General features: G+C 69.1%; 16 protein-coding genes. 9 read left to right on the top strand and 7 right to left on the bottom strand.

Annotated features, from left to right (window positions below; all coding sequences use genetic code 11):
* Positions 1-124 precede the first annotated feature (124 nt).
* Positions 125-841, top strand: a complete 717-nt coding sequence (locus AD72_RS30420) for a class I SAM-dependent methyltransferase (RefSeq protein WP_031470078.1) — start codon at positions 125-127, stop codon at positions 839-841.
* Between the two features lie 34 nt (positions 842-875).
* On the opposite strand, the gene AD72_RS30415 is transcribed toward AD72_RS30420, so the two are convergent.
* Complete coding sequence (locus AD72_RS30415; protein ID WP_031470077.1) at positions 876-2,252, bottom strand: amino acid permease; 1,377 nt, start codon at positions 2,250-2,252, stop codon at positions 876-878.
* Between the two features lie 271 nt (positions 2,253-2,523).
* Here AD72_RS30415 and AD72_RS30410 point away from each other — a divergent pair, with 271 nt between their 5' ends.
* The gene (locus AD72_RS30410; RefSeq protein ID WP_156365432.1) at positions 2,524-5,139 is read left to right on the top strand and encodes a carboxypeptidase regulatory-like domain-containing protein; all 2,616 of its coding nucleotides are present in this window, start codon (positions 2,524-2,526) and stop codon (positions 5,137-5,139) included.
* On the opposite strand, the gene AD72_RS30405 is transcribed toward AD72_RS30410, so the two are convergent.
* The 5 genes from AD72_RS30405 to AD72_RS30385 are packed head-to-tail and all read right to left on the bottom strand — an operon-like array spanning position 5,136 to position 10,207.
* The gene (locus tag AD72_RS30405; protein WP_051899175.1) at positions 5,136-6,308 is read right to left on the bottom strand and encodes a M20 family metallopeptidase; all 1,173 of its coding nucleotides are present in this window, start codon (positions 6,306-6,308) and stop codon (positions 5,136-5,138) included. The genes AD72_RS30410 and AD72_RS30405 overlap by 4 nt on opposite strands.
* 4 nt (positions 6,309-6,312) lie before the next feature.
* A complete protein-coding gene (locus AD72_RS30400; RefSeq protein ID WP_031470074.1) occupies positions 6,313-7,212 on the bottom strand; it encodes a polysaccharide deacetylase family protein in 900 nt (299 codons plus the stop codon).
* Positions 7,209-8,819 (bottom strand): MFS transporter, encoded by a 1,611-nt coding sequence (locus AD72_RS30395; protein ID WP_063890826.1) that lies wholly within the window; start codon positions 8,817-8,819, stop codon positions 7,209-7,211. Before AD72_RS30395 ends, AD72_RS30400 begins: the two co-directional genes overlap by 4 nt.
* A 40-nt stretch (positions 8,820-8,859) precedes the next feature.
* Positions 8,860-9,705 carry a DUF4097 family beta strand repeat-containing protein gene (locus tag AD72_RS30390; protein ID WP_031470072.1) on the bottom strand — a complete coding sequence of 282 codons (846 nt, stop codon included), beginning with the start codon at positions 9,703-9,705 and terminating at the stop codon, positions 8,860-8,862.
* A gap of 10 nt (positions 9,706-9,715) precedes the next feature.
* Positions 9,716-10,207, bottom strand: coding sequence for a toxin-antitoxin system HicB family antitoxin (locus tag AD72_RS30385; protein WP_031470071.1), 492 nt, complete (start codon positions 10,205-10,207; stop codon positions 9,716-9,718).
* Between the two features lie 172 nt (positions 10,208-10,379).
* Between AD72_RS30385 and AD72_RS30380 the strand changes: the two genes are divergently transcribed.
* The 4 genes from AD72_RS30380 to AD72_RS30365 are packed head-to-tail and all read left to right on the top strand — an operon-like array spanning position 10,380 to position 16,177.
* A complete protein-coding gene (locus AD72_RS30380; protein WP_031470070.1) occupies positions 10,380-11,312 on the top strand; it encodes a cytochrome c oxidase assembly protein in 933 nt (310 codons plus the stop codon).
* 22 nt (positions 11,313-11,334) lie between these two features.
* Entirely contained in the window at positions 11,335-12,615 is a 1,281-nt protein-coding gene (locus AD72_RS30375; RefSeq protein ID WP_031470069.1) for an MFS transporter, read from the top strand.
* Positions 12,612-15,104 carry a family 78 glycoside hydrolase catalytic domain gene (locus AD72_RS30370; protein WP_031470068.1) on the top strand — a complete coding sequence of 831 codons (2,493 nt, stop codon included), beginning with the start codon at positions 12,612-12,614 and terminating at the stop codon, positions 15,102-15,104. The genes AD72_RS30375 and AD72_RS30370 overlap by 4 nt, the downstream gene beginning before the upstream one ends.
* A 50-nt stretch (positions 15,105-15,154) precedes the next feature.
* Positions 15,155-16,177, top strand: a complete 1,023-nt coding sequence (locus AD72_RS30365) for an alpha/beta fold hydrolase (RefSeq protein WP_031470067.1) — start codon at positions 15,155-15,157, stop codon at positions 16,175-16,177.
* Between the two features lie 187 nt (positions 16,178-16,364).
* Here the strand turns inward: AD72_RS30365 and AD72_RS30360 are convergent, their stop codons facing one another.
* A complete protein-coding gene (locus AD72_RS30360; RefSeq protein ID WP_031470066.1) occupies positions 16,365-17,117 on the bottom strand; it encodes a FadR/GntR family transcriptional regulator in 753 nt (250 codons plus the stop codon).
* Between the two features lie 118 nt (positions 17,118-17,235).
* Here AD72_RS30360 and AD72_RS30355 point away from each other — a divergent pair, with 118 nt between their 5' ends.
* The 3 genes from AD72_RS30355 to AD72_RS30345 all read left to right on the top strand — a co-directional run.
* Positions 17,236-17,535, top strand: a complete 300-nt coding sequence (locus AD72_RS30355; protein ID WP_031470065.1) for a UxaA family hydrolase — start codon at positions 17,236-17,238, stop codon at positions 17,533-17,535.
* The gene (locus AD72_RS30350) at positions 17,514-18,677 is read left to right on the top strand and encodes a UxaA family hydrolase (RefSeq protein ID WP_031470064.1); all 1,164 of its coding nucleotides are present in this window, start codon (positions 17,514-17,516) and stop codon (positions 18,675-18,677) included. The genes AD72_RS30355 and AD72_RS30350 overlap by 22 nt, the downstream gene beginning before the upstream one ends.
* Positions 18,678-18,736: 59 nt before the next feature.
* The coding region (locus AD72_RS30345) for an NAD(P)-dependent oxidoreductase (protein WP_031470063.1) at positions 18,737-19,592 on the top strand (856 nt) is incomplete at its 3' end.

Genomic DNA, 19,592 nt, shown 5'->3' with positions numbered 1-19,592 from the left:
CGCCGCATCCCCGTACGTGCGCACCGGAAAGCCTCACCAGTAGTGGGGATTTCATTGCACCCGGTAGTAAATTCAGCGTACGATGAATTTACTACCGACCGCCGAAGAGATCCGAGGTGCAACGATGACCGAACAAGACCACCGGGTGGCCACCGACATGGACTTCGACGCCCTCTACCGGGGCGAACAGCCCAGCGAGGACCTCCAACTCGACTGCGTGCCCTGGGATATCGGCGCACCGCAGCCGGCGATCGTCGCGCTCGAGGAAAGCGGCGCACTGCGCGGCAGCATCCTCGACATCGGCTGCGGTCTCGGGGACAACGCGTTGTTCCTCGCCGAACGCGGGCACCGGGTGACCGGGGTGGACGGGTCACCGACCGCGCTTGGCAAGGCCAGGGAGAAGGCCGGCGCTCGCGGCCTGGATGTGCGGTTCGTCCAGTCCGATGCCACCACCCTGGAGGGTGTGGAGCCCGGCTTCGACACGGTGGTCGACTCCGCGTTGTTCCACTGCCTCGCCCCCGAACAGCGCAGTGCCTATGCCGAGGCGATCCACCGGGTGACCAATCCCGGCGCGGTGCTGCACCTGATCTGTTTCGGCGGCGAGGACCCGGGCGCCACCCTCCAGCCGATCAGCAAGGAGGAACTGCACACGGCGCTCGACCCGCGCTGGGACATCACCGGCATCGAACCGGCGAGCTATTCCTCCGGCTTCACCAAGGAAACCATCTCGCAGGTCAGCGAGGTCACCGACGCGATCGGGGTCGAACCGGAGAAGCTCAGCTATGACGAGCAGGGGCACGCGGTGATCGCCATGTGGCAGCTGCGCGCGGTCCGGCGTTAGCGCCCCTCCCTTCGGGGAATTCCGCTGCCGGTGTCTACGAGTTGGTCAAGGGCTGATCGAGCTGCTGCTGACGGCGGGTGAACGGATAGGCCGCCGCCAGCACGGCCAGCCAGACGATCCCGACGATGATGGCCACCCTCGTCTCGGCGAACCAGGCGAGCACCACGAAGACGAACAGCATGAAGGCGGTGGCCGCGAGCTGGCCGTAGGGCCAGAACGGGACCCGGAAGCGCAGCGCGGCCACCTCCTCCGCGTCCAGTCCGCGCCGCGAGCGCAGCTGCGCGAGCAGGATCATCAGCCACACCCAGATGGTCGCGAAGGTGGCGATCGAGGCGACGATGGTGAACGCCTCCTTCGGGATCACGTAGTTGAGCACCACGGCGATACCGAGCGCCAGGATCATCACCACCACGGTGATCCACGGGACCCCGTTGCGGGACACCTTGCGCAGCGCGGCGGGTGCCTGGCCGGTGCGCGCGAGGCCGTACATCATCCGGCCCGCGCCGAAGATATCGCTGTTGATCGCCGAGAGTGCCGCGGTGACCACCACGATGTTCAGCACGAACGCGGCCGGGCCGAAGCCGATGCTCTCGAAGATCTGCACGAAGGGGCTCGCGCTGCCGTCGATGCTCTGCCACGGATCGATCATCATGATCACCGCGATGGTCAGCACGTAGAACAGCAGGATGCGCACCGGGACCGTGTTGATCGCGCGCGGAATGGAGCGGGCCGGTTCCTTGGTCTCCGCCGCGGTGATCCCGATGATCTCGGTGCCGCCGAAGGCGAACATCACGATCGCGAACGAGGCGAGGAATCCGCCGATCCCGCCGCCGAAGAAGCCGCCGTTCGACCACAGGTTGTGCACCCCGACCGAACCGCCGTGCGCGCCGAGCCCGAACACCACCACGGCGATCCCGGCGACGATCATCGCGATGATCGCGGCGACCTTGACGATGGAGAACCAGAACTCCAGCTCCCCGAACACCTTCACGCTGGCCAGGTTCACCGCGCCGAGCACGCAGATCGTGGCCACCACCCAGACCCATTGCGGCACCTGGGGAAACCAGAAGCCCATGTACACCGCGAGCGCGGTCACGTCGCCGACGCACACGATCACCATCTCGAACACATAGGTCCATCCGGTGGTGAATCCGGCCAGCGGACCCAGATGGCGCCGCGCGTAGTCCCCGAACGAACCGGAAACCGGGCTGTTGACCGCCATCTCCCCGAGCGAGCGCAGCATCAGGAACACCGCGGCCCCGCCGATCAGGTAGGCGAGCAGCACCGAGGGCCCGGCCTTCGCGATCGAGTCCGAGGAGCCGTAGAACAGCCCCGTCCCGATGGCCGAACCGAGCGCGATGAACCGGATGTGGCGTGCGGTCAGGCCGCGGCCGAGCTGTTCGGACTGCACACGTTCTCCTGTCTACGTTGACGATCGGGGCAGAGTCGATCAAAGGCGGCCACCGGCGCGACAGCGCACCCCGCGAGGTTGCGTCTGGAATCCCAGACTCCCCCGTCGTTCCCGGGCACAGCACCTGGTCACACCGCCGCGCTCGGCCGCGGGAATGCCCGGACCGCGCACGGGTGTTGATTAGCGTGGCTATGGACCGCGTAGAATGACGCCTACCGGCATAGTCGCACCCCCAACTCAGGGGGTGTTCACGCGCGCCGTTCTTCAGGAGGTGGTTGGGCTGACGACGACCGAGGTGACCACGGCCGAGACATCCGCGACATCCGCGAACGGGCGCGCACCAGTGGCTCAGCACCGGCCGAGAATCCGCCGCCCACGGGCCGTCGACCTGCTCATCGCCTCGGATCCGGGCCTGTTCCGCGCCCAGTTCGCCCTGCGCACCTTCGTCTCACTGGTGTTCGGGCTCGGCTGCGCCTACGGGCTCACCCTCGCGTTCGACCAGCAGGTGATGACCGGGGTCGCCGTCTGCGCCCCGCTCGCGATGGTCAGCAGCATGCAGGTGGTGGAGGTCTCGAAGCCGCGGTTCGCCGGCTGGATGCTCGGGATGCTGCTCGCCTACGCCTTCGGTCTCGGGCTCGGCGTGCTGCTGCACCCCTACCGGGTGCTCGAGGTGTGCCTGCTCCCGGTGATCGTGTTCGCCCAGTCCTACCTCAACCGGTTCGGAAAATGGGGCAGCGTCATCGCGATCGGGGTGTTCGTCTCCTACCTCTCCGGGCTGCTCATGCCGATCCCGGTGGCCACCTATCCGTGGCTGCTGGCGATCCTGGCGCCGACCGTGCTCGTGGTGATCGCCGCGCGGCTGCTGCTCTGCCCCGTCTCGCCGTACCGGGACCTGTTGCACAGCAAGCGCGCCTTCTTCGCCAGGGTCCGGCTGCTCGCCACGGACATGGCCGCGCTGCTGGAGAACGGCGAGTCCGCGCGCGGCGCCAAGCGGGTGCGCACCCAGCTGGCCCGGCTGCACGAGACCGCGCTCATCCTGGACGCGCGGCTGTCCATGCCGGACAGCACCGCCGATCCGGAACTCGCCGAGCGCACCCACCGGCGGATCTTCGACCTGGAACTGAACCTGCACGGGCTGGGCACCACGAGTATCGAACTCGCCGGGATGCCGCTGCCCGATGCGGTGCGCGCCGCCCTGGTGGACGGGGCCTGCGCACTGCGCGACACGCTCGCCGGGGCACCGGAACTGCTGCGAGCCAGCGCCGGGCACGTCGAGGCCGAGGCGAGCGTGCTCACCGAGACCGACGTCGCCACGGCCTGTGCCCGGTTTGCCGCCTGTTTCACCGAACTCGCCGGGTTCGTCGCGGACCCGATCCGGATCGGCAAGCACGCGCACGCCGGTGAACAGTTGCTGCCGCAGGCCGTGCTGCTGGAGGGGCCGCGCCCGGAGGGGTCCGGTTCGCTGTTCCGCACCGCGGGCGCGCCGAAGGGCCGGTTCCACCCGCTCCCGCAGACCAGGACCGCCGTGCAGATCGGGATCGCCGCGGCCATCGCCACCGCGATCGGGGTCGCGGTGGACGAACCACGGTTCTACTGGGCGGTGCTCGGGGTGTGGATCGTGTTCATGGGCACCGCGACCGCGCACGAGCGGGCACGCAAAATGGCGCACCGCATCATCGGCACGATCATCGGAGCGGTGCTCGGGATCGCGGCATTCGATCTGCTGGGCACCGATCATCCGTTCGCCACCACCGCGCTGATCGTGGTCGCGCTCACCGTCGGGGTGTACTTCGTGCTCAACACCTACGCGGTGTGGGTGGTCTGCCTGGTGATCACGCTCGCCCAGCTCTACGCCATGACCGGGGTGGAGCTCGACAGCACCCTCGCGTTCCGGCTCGCGGAGAACGCCGTCGGCACCCTCGCCGCGGTCACCGTGGCACTCGTGGTGCTCCCGGTGCGCACCAGCAGCATCATCCGCGAGGGCATCCGCGGCCACCTGGACGCGCTGCGCACCCTGATCACCAACCTGCCCGGCACCGAGACCAGGCTGCGCGCCGATGCCCGCAGCGTGGACGCCGCGCTCTACCGGCTGCACTCGGTGAACCGCACCCTGGTGCGTTCCCCGCTCGGTGGCGAGCACCGGGAACTCGGCGCACTGGTCACCGCGTTCGAGAACGCCAACCGGCGAGCCCGCCACCTGGTGCGGCACGTGGACGCGAAGGGTGCCGAGCTCTCCGAACCCCTGCGCGCGGAGATCCGCCGCGCCACCACCTCGCTCACCGAGGGCATCGACGAGCTGCTGCGCGGGCTGGACGAGAACGACCGGCAACGCGCCGAACGCACCACGCTGCTGTGCGAGCTGCAGCGCCTCGACGAATCCCTGCTGCACCTCACCCGGACCCTGCAGCTGCCCGCGCAGCGGACCGGGGAACTGGCCGGGACGGTGCGCACCACGGCGGGTGAACCCGCGACGGTCACCGTGCTGGACGCGGCCGGGCACCAGCTGGCCCGCACCCGCACCGATGCGCGCGGCGGGTACCGGATCACCGGGCTGCGCGCGGGCAGCTACACGGTGGTGTACCACGCCGCGGGACACCGGCCGAACGCGCGGCGGGTCACCGTCCACACGCGCGAGACCGCGGCGCTCGGCGGGGCGGTGCACGGCCCGCGCGGCCCGGTGCGCGACGCCCGGATCGCACTGCTCGACGAGGCGGGCAGCGAGGTGGCCGCCACCGTGTCCGATGTGGACGGCCGCTACCGGATCGAAGACGTCGCGCCGGGCGAGTACACGCTGCTTGCCCGCGGTTTCGGTGCCACGGTCGGCAAACTCGACCTGCGCGGGGTGCCGGAGCGGCGCCACGACATCGAGTTCACCCCGGGAAGCTAGTTCTCCGCGAACGCGGCCAGTACGCCCGCCGCGATCGCCGAGCGCTCCAGCATCCCGGAGACGGTGGCATGCTCGGAACGCGCGTGCGCACCGGCACCGACCGCGCCGATCCCGTCCAGCACCGGAATTCCCGCCTGCTGCACGAAGTTCCCGTCGCTGGCGCCACCCACCGCGGTCTCGGCGAGCTCCACGCCGAGCTGTTTCGCGCAGTCGCGGGCGAGCCCGTAGAGTTCGGCGACCTCCTCGGTGCGCTCGAACACCGGCCGGTTCCATCCGCCGTCCACCACGACCCGGGTGTCCTCGTTCACCGGGCGCAGCGCGGCGAACCCGGCGTCGATCCTGCGGGATTCCGCTGCCGAGGCGACCCGCACATCCAGGTGGGCGACGGCCTCGCCCGCGGTGACGTTGCTGCGCGTTCCGCCGTGGACCACGCCGATGTTCACCGAGGTTCCCGCGGACAGATCGTGCAGTTCCCGGCAGGCCAGGATCTGGTGCGCGAGCTCGTGCACCGCGCTCGCGCCCGCCGTCGGGTCGAGCCCGGCATGCGCCTCCTGACCGTGCACGGTAACGGTGAACAGCCCGACTCCCTTGCGCGCGGTCTTCACCGCACCGTCCGCGCTCGCCTCGAACACCAGCGCGGCGCGCGAACGTTTGGCCTCGGCCTGCAGCAGTTCCGCGGAGGCGCGGCTGCCGGTCTCCTCGTCCCCGTTGAGCGCGAGGGTGTAGCGCGGCCGTGGCAGGCCGAGCTCGGTGAGCGCGCGCAGCGCCCACACCGCCTGCACCAGTCCGGATTTCATGTCGAAGACCCCCGGCCCGGTGAGGACATCGCCGGTGCGCTCGAACGGCCACTGCGCCAGGGTTCCCTTCGGCCACACCGTGTCGTAGTGCGCGAGCAGCAGCAACGGTTCCCCCGCTCCCGCGTACCGGCGGATCCGCACATCCCCGGCGCCTTCGCGCTCGTGGAGTTCGGATTCCGCCACCTTGCCGAGCCGCTCGTCCAGCCAGCCGTCCAGCCAGTGCAGGCAGGAGGTCAGCGCGTCTTTGTCGTCGCTCGGGCTCTCCTGCGAGACATAGTCCGCGATATCGGCGACCATCTCCTTTTCGTGTACGGCAAGGAATTCGGCGACGGCGCTCTGCTGTTGCTCGGTCAGGGCGGGGGAAATCTGCATGCCCTCACCGTACCGGCGACCCTGTGGTCACCAGTTCGGCCAGTTGCGCGTGCGTCGCGGCCCACACATCCGGGTGCGACCGGATGTGGTCGAGCAGTTCGCGCAGCACGACCAGCCGGGAGCGGTGCCCGATGATGTGCGGGTGCATGGTCAGCTGGAACACCCCGCCCGCACGGTAGGCGGCGTCGAACTCGTCGATCCACATCTCGAGCACATCCCGTGGCCGGATATAGGCCCTGCTTCCCGCGCCGGGGGCCATCATGAAATACGGTGCGTCGTCCCGGATCCAGTCCACCGGAATCTCCACGATCCCGGTCGGCTCGCCGTTCGCCAGGATCTCGTACGGATCGTCATCGGCCATGAGCGAGGAGTCGTAGGCGAAGCCGAGTTCGCGGATCGTGTCCAGGGTGGTGGAGGAGAAATCCCAGGACGGGGTGCGGATCCCGGCCGGGGTCGTTCCGCTGAGCTCACCGAGCACATCCCGGGCGCGGGTGAGCAGTTCGGTCTCGGTTGCCTTGTCCAGCAAGGTGTTCCGCTCGTGGATCCAGCCGTGCACGCCGACCTCGTGACCGGCGTCCACGTACTCGCGGATCTCACCGGGGTGCAGTAGCGCGGACACCGCGGGGACGAAGAAACTGGCCGGGAATCCGTACCCGGCAAGCAGTTCGAGGATCCGCGGCACCCCGGCCCTGGCCCCGTACTCGCCCTGGGAGAGCTGCCCGGGGGACGTGTTCGCGTTGTGCAGCCCCAGGGTCTCGTGGTCCGAATCGAAGGAAATCAGCACCGCCGCGCGCGCCCCGCCGGGCCAGTTCTCGGGGCTCAACCTGCGGCCCGCACGCACCGCCTCCGCGTAACCACGCCATGTCGTTTCCGGCCACTGCCACGGTTTCTCGTTCTCGGTCATGAGCCAACACTAGCCCGCACCGCTTCCCCGGTCCCGGTTTCCGCGCTCTCGGTTCGCGGTTCGCGCACGAGCAGCGCGAGCAGCGCGGCGAGCACGGAGATCCCGATGCACACCAGGTACACGGTGTGGATGCCCTCGACGAAGGTCCGGTGCGCGGCATTCGTCACGCTCGCGCTGATCCGCTCGAGCCGGTCACCGGAGAGCCCTTCACGGCCGAGGAGGTCCCGCAGTCCCTGCTGCGCGCCGGGGCCGAAACCGAGCGGGATCTGCTCGGCGATCGCGGGGTTACCGGCCAGCTGGGCGGCCTTTCCGGTCAGCGAGGCGCCGAACCGGGAACCGATCACCGCGGCGAGGATGCTGCCGAACACCGCGACCCCGAAGGTGGCGCCGAGCTGTTGCATGCTCTGCTGCATTCCGGAGGCCACCCCGGCCTTGTCCACCGGGGCGCTGCCGACAACGGCCTGCATGGCACCCACCATCACGAGCCCGATCCCGAGCCCGGTGACCACCATGGGCGCTGCCAGGGTGCCGAATCCGGAGTCCACCCCGACCCGCAGCAGCAGCGCATAGGCCCCGGCGATGAGCAGCATGCCGCACAGCAAGGTGGTGCGGAGCCGGAGTTTGCCGAGCACCCATCCGGCCAGCGGGGAGGCGATCGCGAACACCGCGGTGAGCGGGAGCAGCGCGACGCTGGCCAGGATCGGGGTCTTGCCCTGCACCCCCTGCAGGAAGAACATCAGGTAGAAGATGATCGCGTTCAGCATGAAGACCACGAGCAGGGTGAGCACCGAACCGGCACTGAACGTGCGGTCCCGGAACAGTTCGAGGGACATCATCGGGTGTTCGCGGCGGCGTTCGATGAACACGAACACCGCGAACAGCAGCAGGCCCGCGCCGAGGAAACCGAGCGTGTTCAGCGAAACCCAGCCCCGGGTCTGTGCGTTGGTGATCGCCCACACGGTGGCGGCCACCGCCAGGATCAGGGCGATCGCACCCTGCACGTCGAACCGCTGTGGTTCGCGCTGAGTGGATTCGCGGATCACCAGTGCCCCGACCGTGACCCCGATGATGCCGACCGGCAGGTTGACGAAGAACACCCACGGCCAGCTCGCGTACTCCACGAGCAGCCCGCCCACGATCGGCCCGCCCGCCATGGAAACCGCCGATATCGAGCCGAAAACGCCCATGGCGAGGGAGAGTTTCCCGGCCGGGAACGCGGCGCGCAGCACGGCGAGCCCGGCGGGACCGAGCAGCGCCGCACAGGCCGCCTGCAGCAACCGGGCCCCGATCAGCATCTCGATCGAGCCGGAGAATCCGCACAGCACCGAGGCGAGCGAGAATCCGCCGACCCCGATCAGGAATACCTTCTTCCTGCCGAATTTGTCCGCGACCTTCCCCGCGGGCACGACCAGCCCCGCGAAAACGAGCAGATAGCCGGTCGTCACCCACTGGATTCCGCCGGGCCCGGCGCGCAGATCGGCGGCGATCACCGGATTCGCCGCGGCCACCACGGAGCCGTCCAGCTGGGCGACCATGACGCCGAGCGCGACGGCGAGCAGGCTGAGCCAGGCGCTCGGCGGGACCTTTTCGGGCACAGGTGTACTCATGTTCGAATTCCCCAATCGAAATCGCTACCGAAAACGCGTGCTACACGCGATGAACGGTGATATCGCCGAACGAGGTCCGTGCGAATATCTCCGCGGTCCGTTCGCCCGATTCCGGATTCCCGGATTCGGTGAGCTCATTGGTGATCGTGCCGAGCTGGGTGTGCAGATCGAGCAGGGCGGCCGTGCCGTTCCGGATACCGAATTCGAGGCTGCCGAACGAGGTCTGCAGGCTCGCCTCGCCGCGCACGATCTCGTCCACCCGGATGGCCCCGTTCGCGGTCTTGACCCGGATCCCCTCCTGCGCGCAGGCCACCTGGATACTGCCGTTTCCCGCACCAGCTTCGGCCACGCGCGCGAGTTCACCGAGCCGGATGTCGCCATTGGAGTTCTTCGCCCGCGTGGTGCCTTCCACGGCCTCGATGCGCACCGTTCCGCTCGCGGTCTCGGCCTCGGCATCCCCGGCCGCGCGTTGCACGGTGATGTCCCCGGAGCCGGTCTTCAGCCGCAGTGCACCGGTTTCCTCGAACAGCAGGTGCCCCATGCTCACCTTGACCGCGCAGTCCCCGAGCCGCCCGTTGCACCGGAACACGGCAAGGCTCGCGCTGCCGTGCACCCGCGAACCCTCGGGCACTTCGATGCGCACATCGATCGCGCCCCCGTCCCCCGGGCCCAGCTGGCGCCACCGCTGGGTTGCCTTGACCAGCACCTCGTTCTCGCGCAGGTCCACGATGGCGCGTTCGGCGGCGCGCACATCGGCGGGTTTCGCGGCGTCGCTGGGCGTCACCTCGACCGTGGTGTCCGCGCGCTCACCGGCCACCACGGTCACATCCCCGGCGACCAGATCGATGGTGGCCAGGATCGGGTGCGGTGTCGGAAAAGTCGGCATATCCCTGCTCCTAACGAACCCAACCGGTGAACCGCTGGCCACTGCGCGGCGCCCGCTTCGGCCCGCGCGCCGGTTCCAGCCCGGCCGCGGCGACCCGGACCAGCCAGGCGTTGACCGAGAGCCCTTCGGCCGCCGCCGCCTCCTCGATGCGGAACTTCAGCTGCTCGGGAAGGCGGAAGTTGATCCGGGAGGTAGCCCCCTCGTCCAGATCCGGCGCGCCGGACGCGGGCGGCGCCGGATCCTCCTCCGGTTGCTCGGCGGGCGGCGGGGTCACCACGAAACCCGGTTCCCGCCCGCGCAGCCGCAGATCCACCGAACCGGGCGCGAGCTCCGCGGTGATCTCGGCGGTCGCCGCGGACAGCGCGTCCAGCAGGGTGAGCCGGATCGCCGATTCCAGCGGAGCCACCAGCCGTTCGGCCACCGCACGCGATTCCTCCCCGCCCGCCTCGGCGGCGAGCCCGAGCTCATGGCGCACGTGGTCGACATACTGCGAGAGATCCATGGCACCACTATGGCACCATCGTGGCGCCATTGCAACCACGGGCGGTGCCATGACGGACTCGCCCGTTGCCGGAGAAAGCGCACAAACCGCCCGTTTTCCCAGCGCAGAGCCATTGTGACGCAGGTGATTCCGGTACCCACCCGGCTCCCGCGCGCGCCCGGCGAGGACCACAATGCGTGCCGTGCCGCCGCTGACCCCGCTGAGCATGCTCAGCACCTGGACCCTGGACGTTCCCGTCCTCGTCGTGCTCGCCGCCTGCGCGACGGGGTACGCGCTCGGCGTGGCGCGCTACTCCCGCGGCGGACGGCGCTGGCCGGTCCGGCGCACCCGGTTCTTCCTCGGTTTCCTGCTCAGCGTGGTGCTGGTGACCATGAGCTTCATCGGCCCGTACGGCACGGTGCTGTTCTGGCCGCGCGCGGTGCAGACGGTGATCCTGCTGATGGTCACCCCGCTGCTGCTCGCGCTCAGCGCCCCGTTCACGCTCACCCTGGAGACCGTGGCACCGCGCACCCGCGCGCTGCTGGGCCGGATCGGCCGCGGCGCACCGGCCCGCGCGCTGACCTTCCCGCTGGTGATCACGGTCGTGCTCATCGCGCCGACCTTCCTGCTCTATCTGACCCCGTTGTTCGAGCTGTCCCTGCGCAGCACGGCGGTGCACGAACTGTGCATGCTGATGCTGGTGCTCGCCGGATTCGGGTACTTCTGGACACGGGTGCGGGTGGACCCGACACCGCGCGCCGATTCGCACGCCGTCTCGCTGTGGATCAGCGTGCTCGAGGTGGTCGCCGACGGGGTGCTCGGCCTGGTGATCTGGCTGGGCCCGCTGCTCGCGCACGACTACTACCAGGCGCTCGATCGGCAGTGGGGGCCGGACGAACGCCTCGATCAGAGCATCTCCGCCGGAATCCTGTGGATCGGCGGGGATGTGGCGGGCCTGCCGTTCCTCGGGGTGATGATGACCCGCTGGCGCGCGGAGGACGACAAGCGCGCCGAGGAGATCGACCGCGAGCTCGACGAGGACTCGCCGGACCGGGACGACGGCATGCAGGACGGCCTGTGGTGGGAGAACGATCCGGTGCTCGCCGAACGCTTCCGCCGCCACTGAACAGCCGTTAGCCTCGAAGGTCATGTCAATGGGGACAGGCCGGGAGGCGGCGGTCGATACCGCGGACAGCACCGTCACCCGGACGCAGTGGCGCTGGACCGTACTCGCCGGAATGGCCTCGTTCCTGGACGCGGGTTCGATCGTGGCACTCGGTTCCGGGCTCGCACTCTTCCAGAGTTCGCTCGGTCTCTCGGACGGTGCGCTCGGGGTGCTCGCCGCGATCGGCCCGAACGCGATCGGCTGCGCGATCGGCGCGTTCATCGGCGGGCGGCTCGGGGATCGCCTCGGCCGCAAACGCATCTACAAGTACGACCTGCTCGTCTACGCGCTCGGGGTGCTGTGCGTCGCGTTCTCGGTCTCCGCGCCGATGCTGTTCATCGGGGTGTTCGTGATCGGACTCGCGGTGGGCGCGGACATCCCGACCTCCCTGGCGCTGGTCGGCGAGTTCTCCCCGGCGGGGGCGCGCGGCAAACTCCTCGCCCTGACCCACATCGCGTGGAGCCTCGGCCCGGTCGTGGTGCTGTTGCTCGCGCTCGCGCTGTCCTCGCTCGACCTGCTCGGGATCCGGATCGTGTTCGGCATGCTGTTCGCGGTCGCGCTGCTGACCTGGGCACTGCGCAGGGGAATGAGCGAGTCCGCGCGATGGCGCAGCGCCTCGGCGGGTGCACGGCCGCGGGTGCGCGCCCTGTTCCGCGGGGCGAATCTGCGCGCCTTCGTGTGGACCGCGACGATCTACCTGTTCGGCAACCTCGCCGCGGGCACGGCGGGGATCTTCAACCCGTACATGATCAAGACACTGCACGCGGGCGGGCAGGCGGCGAGCATCGGGTTCTCGATCGCCGGGTACCTGCCAGGGATCGTGGCCGGGCTGCTGCTGATGCGCCTTGCCGACCGCTCGCATCGCACCCGCAAGTGGATGTGGGGACTCGGCGGGCTCGCCCAGGTGCTCGCCTACGCGGCCTTCCTGGTGTTCCCGTTCACCGTCCCGGTGGTGATCGCGAACATCGTGCTGTTCGGGCTCGGCGGCACCTTCGCGGGCGAGACGCTGTACCGGATCTTCAGCCAGGAACTGTTCCCCACCATGCTGCGCGGCACCGCGCAGGGGATGACGTTCGCGCTCGGCCGGGTGTGCCTCGGCGTGTGGAGCCTGTTCGTGCCCGCCCTGACCAGTGCCGGTATCGGCCCGGTCGCCCTGTTGCTCACGCTTTTCCTCGTGGTGAGCGGATTCGTCGGGTTCGCCTTCATGCCGAACACCACGGGCAAACCACTCGAGCAGATCCAGGAAGAACGGAGGACATCGTGATCGTCACCCCGGTACGCTTCGAGCACGGCGAGCCGGTCCTCGGCATCGGGGTCGCCCGGCCGCGATTGTCCTGGCAGGTCACCGAGGCCGAACCGGGATGGGCGCAGTCCGGCTACGAACTGGAGTACGGGGACACCAGGGTGCGCGTCGACTCCGCCGAGCAGATCCTGGTGGACTGGCCGTTCGCGCCACTGGATTCCCGGGAACGGGCCACGATCCGGGTCCGGCTCACCGATGGGAAGAGCTGGTCGGGCTGGAGCGAACCGTCCACTGTGGAGGCCGGTCTGCTGAGCCCGCGGGACTGGCGGGCCCGGCTGATCAGCCCGCGCACGCTCGGCGGCATCGGGGACCGCGCGCCGATCCTGCACGCTTCGTTCCCCGCCCGCGAACGCCCCGTCTCGGCCCGGCTGTACGTGACCGCGCACGGCTGCTACACCGCATGGCTGAGCGGCGAACGCGTCGGGGATGCCGTGCTCGCCCCCGGCTGGACCAGCTACCCGAATCGGCTGCGCTACCAGACCTACGAGGTGACCGAGCTGATCCGGCCCGGCGAGAACCGTATCGAGGTGCTGCTGGGCAACGGCTGGTATCGCGGACGGCTCGGCTGGTCGAACGCGTACTACGGGGACCGGCTCGCACTGCTCGCCCAGCTGGAGCTGCGCTATCCCGACGGTTCGCTGGAGGTTTTCGGCACCGATACCCATTGGAGCGCAAGGGAAAGCACGGTTCTCGCCGATGATCTCTACGACGGGCAGACCACCGATCTGCGCGCCGTTCCATCCACATCGGACGGTGTGGAACAGCTCGACTTCGCACCGGAACGGCTCACCGCACCACAGGGGCCGCCGGTTCGGGTCACCGAAACCCTTGCCACGCGGGAAGTTCTGCGTTCCCCGAGCGGACGGCCGATCTACGACTTCGGGCAGAACCTGGTCGGCTGGGTGCGGATCCGGTTGCGTGGCACGCGGTCCGGGCAGCGGGTCACCGTGCGGCACGCCGAGGTGCTGGAGAACGGGGAGCTCGGGGTGCGGCCACTGCGCAGCGCCCGGGCGACCGACACCTATCTGCTGGACGAGGCCGCGGAAGTGCTGCTCGAACCGAGCCTGACCTTCCACGGCTTCCGCTATGCCGAGATCGACGGTGCCACCCCGGAGCGGGCGGATGTCGAGGCGGTCGTGGTGGGCACCGATCTGCGCCGCACCGGCTGGTTCCACAGTTCGGACGCCGAGCTCGACCGGTTCCACGAGAACGTCGTGTGGGGAATGCGCGGCAACTTCCTCGATGTGCCGACGGATTGCCCGCAGCGCGATGAACGGCTCGGCTGGACCGGCGACATCCAGGCCTTCGCCCCCGCCGCGTGTTTCCTCTACGACACCGCGGGATTCCTCGCTTCCTGGCTCGCCGACCTGGCCGCCGAACAGCACCCGGACGGTTCGGTGCCGTACGTGATCCCCGATGTGCTCGGCGATGCCCATCCGAGCGCGGCCGCCTGGGGTGATGCGGCAACCGTCGTGCCCTGGGTGCTGTACCGGCGCTACGGCGACACCGGGATCCTCGAGCGCCAGCTGGACAGCATGCGCGCCTGGGTGGACCGGATCGCCTCGCTGACCACCGAGGGAATCTGGGCGGGTGGTTTCCAGTTCGGCGACTGGCTCGATCCGGACGCCCCGCCACACGATCCGTTCGCGGCCAAGGTGGACGCGGATGTGGTGGCCACCGCATACCTGGCCCGCTCGGCGGAACTGCTCGCCGCCGCCCACGAAGTGCTCGGCCGCGACGGTGCGCCCTATGCCCGGCTCGCCGCGCGCACCAGGGCGGCCTTCGCCGAGCACTTCCTCGACACGGACGCGCGCGTGCACTCCGACGCGCCGACCGGATACGCGCTCGCCCTGGAATGGGACCTGCTGCCCAGCGCGGAACTGCGGGCGCGCGCCGTACAACGGCTGGTGGACCTGGTGTGCGCCAACGGTTTCCGGATCAGCACCGGATTCGTCGGCACCCCGCTGATCGCCGATGCGCTCGCCGCGAACGACCACCCGGACATCGCCTACCGGCTGCTGTTCGAGCGGTCCTGCCCGTCCTGGCTCTATCCGGTGACCATGGGAGCCACCACGGTGTGGGAGCGCTGGGATTCCCTGTTGCCCGACGGGAGCATCAATCCCGGCGAGATGACCTCCTTCAACCACTACGCCCTCGGTGCGATCGCGGACTGGATGCATCGCACCGTGGCCGGGCTCGCTCCGGCCGAACCGGGCTACCGGCGCATTCTGGTGCGCCCGGTGCCCTGCGCACGGCTCACCGAGGCAGCGGCGCGGCACGAGACGCCGTATGGCACGGCCGCGGTTTCCTGGCGGCGCGACGCGGGACGATTCGAGCTCGAGGTGCGGGTTCCGGTGGGTGCCACGGCGAACGTGCACCCACCGGGCGGTGAACCGGCGGAGGTCGGGCACGGCACGCACCACTGGTCGGTACCCGATCCGTGTCCCTGACCGATCCAGCCGTGGCCGATTCCCGCCAGGGCGGGGTAGGTTCTCCTGGCATGACTACCGAACCTCGCGATTACGAGATTTTCGAGATCCCCGATTTCCGGCTCGAACACGGCGCCACGCTGCGCCCGGCCCGGCTGGCCTACAAGACCTACGGCACCCTCAATGCCGATCGGTCCAATGCGATCGTCTATCCGACCTGGTACTCGGGGCGGCACTGGGACAACGAATGGCTGATCGGTCCCGGAATGGCGCTCGATCCCGAACGGTACTTCATCATCATCCCCAACATGTTCGGCAACGGGCTGTCCTCCTCTCCCTCGAACACGCCCGCCCCCTACGACCGCGGCCGGTTCCCGCACGTCACCATGCTGGACAACATCAACGCCCAGCACACACTGGTCACCGAACACCTCGGCATCGAACGGCTCGCCCTGGTGACCGGCTGGTCGATGGGCGCGGGCCAGACCTACCAATGGGCGGTGCGCCATCCCGAAATGGTGCCAAGGGCCGTCCCGTTCTGCGGTTCCGCCAAGACCTCCCTGCACAACTTCGTGTTCCTCGAGGGAGTCAAGGCCGCGCTGACCGCGGACGCCGAATTCCGCGGCGGTTTCTACGACACCCCGCCCACCAAGGGGCTGCGCGCCTTCGCCCGGGTGTACGCCGGATGGGGTTTCTCCCAAGCGTTCTACTGGGACGAGACCTTCCGCGAAATGGGCTACTCCTCACTCGAGGACTTCCTCATCGGATTCTGGGAGGGGCTGTTCATCGGCAAGGACGCCAACGACCTGTTGTGCATGCTGTGGACCTGGCAGCAGGCCGATGTCGGGCGCACCCCCGGCTACGACGGCGAGCTGCGCAACGCCCTTTCCGCGATCCGCGCGCGCCTCTGCGCCGTGCCCGCCGAGAAAGACCTGTACTTCCCGCCCGAGGACGAACAGTGGAGCTCGCAGTTCATCCCGGGCGGCGAGGTGCGCGTGATTCCCGGGACCTGGGGCCACTTCGCCGGAGGTGGGGCCAACCCGGCCGACACGGCGTTCATCGACGGAGTGCTCAAGGAGGTACTGGCGAGCTAGGGCGCGTCTGGCAATCCCATAGCCTGCTGCGCGGGGCCATACCGGCGCCTCGCGGCGAAGGCGCGCAATCACCATAGCTGCCGCTATGGCTCAATCCTCCGCCTTGCTGATCTCGGGCGCGGGTGCCCCGCAGGGGCACCGCCGATCTGACTCCCGCTCGCGACGGCAGTGGATTATCAGGCACACCCTAGGCATCCCCCTGCGCGGTGGCGTCCAGTTTTTCCTGTTCGTCCCGGATCCTGGCCAGCGCGGCCTTGCGCGCCCCGCGCACGTGGGTGCTCGCCGCGCGCCGCGCGGCCCGGGCATCCCCGGAAAGCACCGCGTCCAGCATGCGCTGGTGATCCTCCCTGGATTTCTCCATCCGGCCGGGGATCTGCAGCGTGGTCTGCATGCCCTTGGCCAGCATCTCCTGCAGCACCCCGAGCGTCTGGCTCAGGAACCGGTTCCCCGCGGCTTCCACGATCCGCAGGTGGAACGCGGCATCCAGGCGCTGCAGTTCCTCCCAGTCGACGGGATCCTTCGCCGCGGCCGCGTCCAGCGCCGCGTGCGCCTCACGCACCTTGTTGAGCCGCTTCTCGTCCTGGTTGCTCGCCGCCCAGCCCGCTGCGGGCAGTTCGAGGACTTCGCGCATATCGAACAGTTCCGCGAGACTCATCTCCTCGGCGGCCATCGCCTCGCGCAACGATTTCGTCGTCGCCGGATCGGCCACGAAGACCCCGGTGCCGTGCCGGATCTCCACCCTCCCCTGAGCCTGCAGCGAGCGCAGCGCCTCCCGCACCGAGGGGCGGCTGGTGCCGAGCAGATTCGCCAATTCCCGCTCAGGTGGTAGCCGATCGCCGGAACGCAACTGCTCGTTGGCGATGACCTCCAGGATGCGATCCGAGATCAGGTCGGCGACCCTGCCCTGGCGCAGCGGGGTCCAGATACCGGCTTCGTGCACGTGCTCCCCTTTCTCGGTGGTAATACCAGTTTACCTCTTCGGCTCGCATCGGCATTGTCCGCCGCTCGCCGGTACGCTACGGTGAACAGAGGTAAGACCTCTAACCTTAGGAGGAGGAATGGCGAACTCGCCTGGATTTCTCGCCCACCATGACGGGGATGTCGTCGCGGTCGCGGTGCGCGATCTCGAGCCGGGCCCCGCCGAGGGCGGATACCTGCGCGGTCCGGATTCGGTGACCGTGCAGCTCAACGAAGCCGTCCCGCTCGGGCACAAGCTCGCGCTGACCGATCTCGCCGAGGGCGCGGATGTCATCGAGTACGGCCAGCGTGTCGGTACCGCGAGCAAGCAGATCAGCAAGGGCGACTACGTCCACGTCCACAATGTGAGGAGCGCACGGTGGCAGAACAGCGTGGCCTGACCGGTTACCGCAGGGAGAATGGCACGGTCGGGATCCGCAACTTCACGGCGATCCTGCCGGTCGACGATCTGTCCAATGCCGCGGCGGAGGCCGTGGCCAATGTCGTGCCCGGCACCCTCGCGCTGCCGCACGCCTATGGCAGGTTGCAATTCGGCCCGGACCTCGACCTGACGTTCCGCACCCTGATCGGCACCGGCGCCAATCCGAACATCGCCTCGGTCGTGGTGATCGGCATCGAACCGAACTGGACCGAGCGCATCGTCGAGGGAATCGCCAAGACCGGCAAGAAGGTCGAGGGGTTCTCCATCGAACGCTGCGGTGATCTGCGGACCGTCGAACGGGCCGCGCGGGTGGCCGCGCGTTTCCTGCAGGACGACTCGGAGAAGCAGCGCGAACCGGTACGGCGCGCGGAGATCATGCTCTCCATCAAGTGCGGCGAGTCCGACACCACCAGCGGTCTCGGATCCTGCCCGACAACGGCCGAAGCGGTGGACCGCTGGGTCGATGCGGGCGGCACCGTACTGTTCGGCGAGACCAGCGAGCTGACCGGCGGCGAACAGCTGATCGCCGAACGGTGTGTGAGCGATGCGGTGCGCGCACGGTTCCAGGAGATCTACGACGGCTACGTGGCGATGATCGACAAGACCGGGGCGAACCTGCTCGGTTCCCAGCCGACGCAGGGCAATATCCGCGGCGGGCTGTCCACCATCGAGGAGAAGGCGATGGGCAACATCGCCAAGACCGGCACCAAACCGGTGGTCGGGGTACTCGACAAGGCGGAGGCTCCCGGCGCGGAACCCGGGTTGTACTTCATGGACACCTCCTCCGCGGCCGCGGAATGCGTCACCCTGATGGCCGCGGCCGGTGCGGTCGTGCACCTGTTCCCCACCGGGCAGGGAAACGTGATCGGCAATCCGATCGAGCCGGTGATCAAGCTGTCGGCCAATCCGCTGACCACCGAGACCATGGCCGAACACATCGACCTGGACTGCTCCGGTCTGCTGCGCCGCGAGTACGACCTGACCTCCGCGGGCGACCAGCTGATGTCGGTGCTCGACCGCACCGTCAACGGCCGGTTCACCTGCGCGGAAGTCTTGGGGCACAAGGAGTTCGTACTCACCCGGCTCTACGAGAGCGCATGATCCGGCGGGGTCCCCGGCATTCTCGTTCCGGGGACCCCTTCCGGTCCGGAGAGGAACCGATGACCGAGAACCGCGTCCTCATCGCCGAGGACATCTGGGGTCCCGCTTTCGATGCTCTCGCCGCCGAATGGCCGGTGCACCGGGATCCCGCGCTGTGGCAGGATCCCGAACGACTCGCCGCCGAATGCGCGCGATCGGCCGCCCTCGTGGTCCGCAACCGCACGAGCGTGGACAGCTCCCTGCTGCGGAGCTGCCCGGATCTGCGGGTCGTCGCGCGCGCCGGGGTGGGCCTGGACAACATCGATCTCACCGCCGCCGAGGCCACCGCGACCGTGGTGACCGTTCCACTCGGTGCGAACGCGGTCAGCGTCGCCGAACACGCGCTCGGGCTGGCCATCGCGCTCGCCAGGGGCACCGTACGGCTGGATACCGAAACCCGAAACGGTTCCTGGAACCGCACTCCGGGTACGGAACTGTGCGGGGGCGTCTGGGGACTGCTCGGCGCGGGTGCCACGGCGCGGGCCTGCGGCAGGCTCGCGGCAGCGCTCGGTATGCGCGTGCTTGCCTACGACCCGTACATCGACCGGGAACACCCCGGACTCCGGGACATCACGCTCGCCCCGCTGACCGAGGTGGCCGCCGAATCCGATGTGCTCTCCTGCCATCTGCCCGCCACCGGGGAGACGAGCGGGCTCGTGGACTCCGGGCTGCTCGCCACGATGCGCCCGGGCGCGCTACTGATCAATCTCGGGCGCGGCGAGGTATTCGATGAGCGAGCACTGGCCGATGCGCTCGAGTCGGGCACCATCGGCGGAGCCGCACTCGATGTCCGGGCAACCGAGCCACCTTCGGCGGGGAGACTGGAATCGGCCCCGAACACCATCCTCACCCCGCACATCGCCGGGATCACCGCGC

The organism is Sciscionella sediminilitoris (assembly GCF_000737195.2).
Classification (GTDB): Bacteria; Actinomycetota; Actinomycetes; order Mycobacteriales; family Pseudonocardiaceae; genus Sciscionella; species Sciscionella sediminilitoris.
The sequence above is the reverse complement of the archived record's forward strand: the minus strand, read 5'-3'. Positions and strand labels throughout refer to the sequence as shown.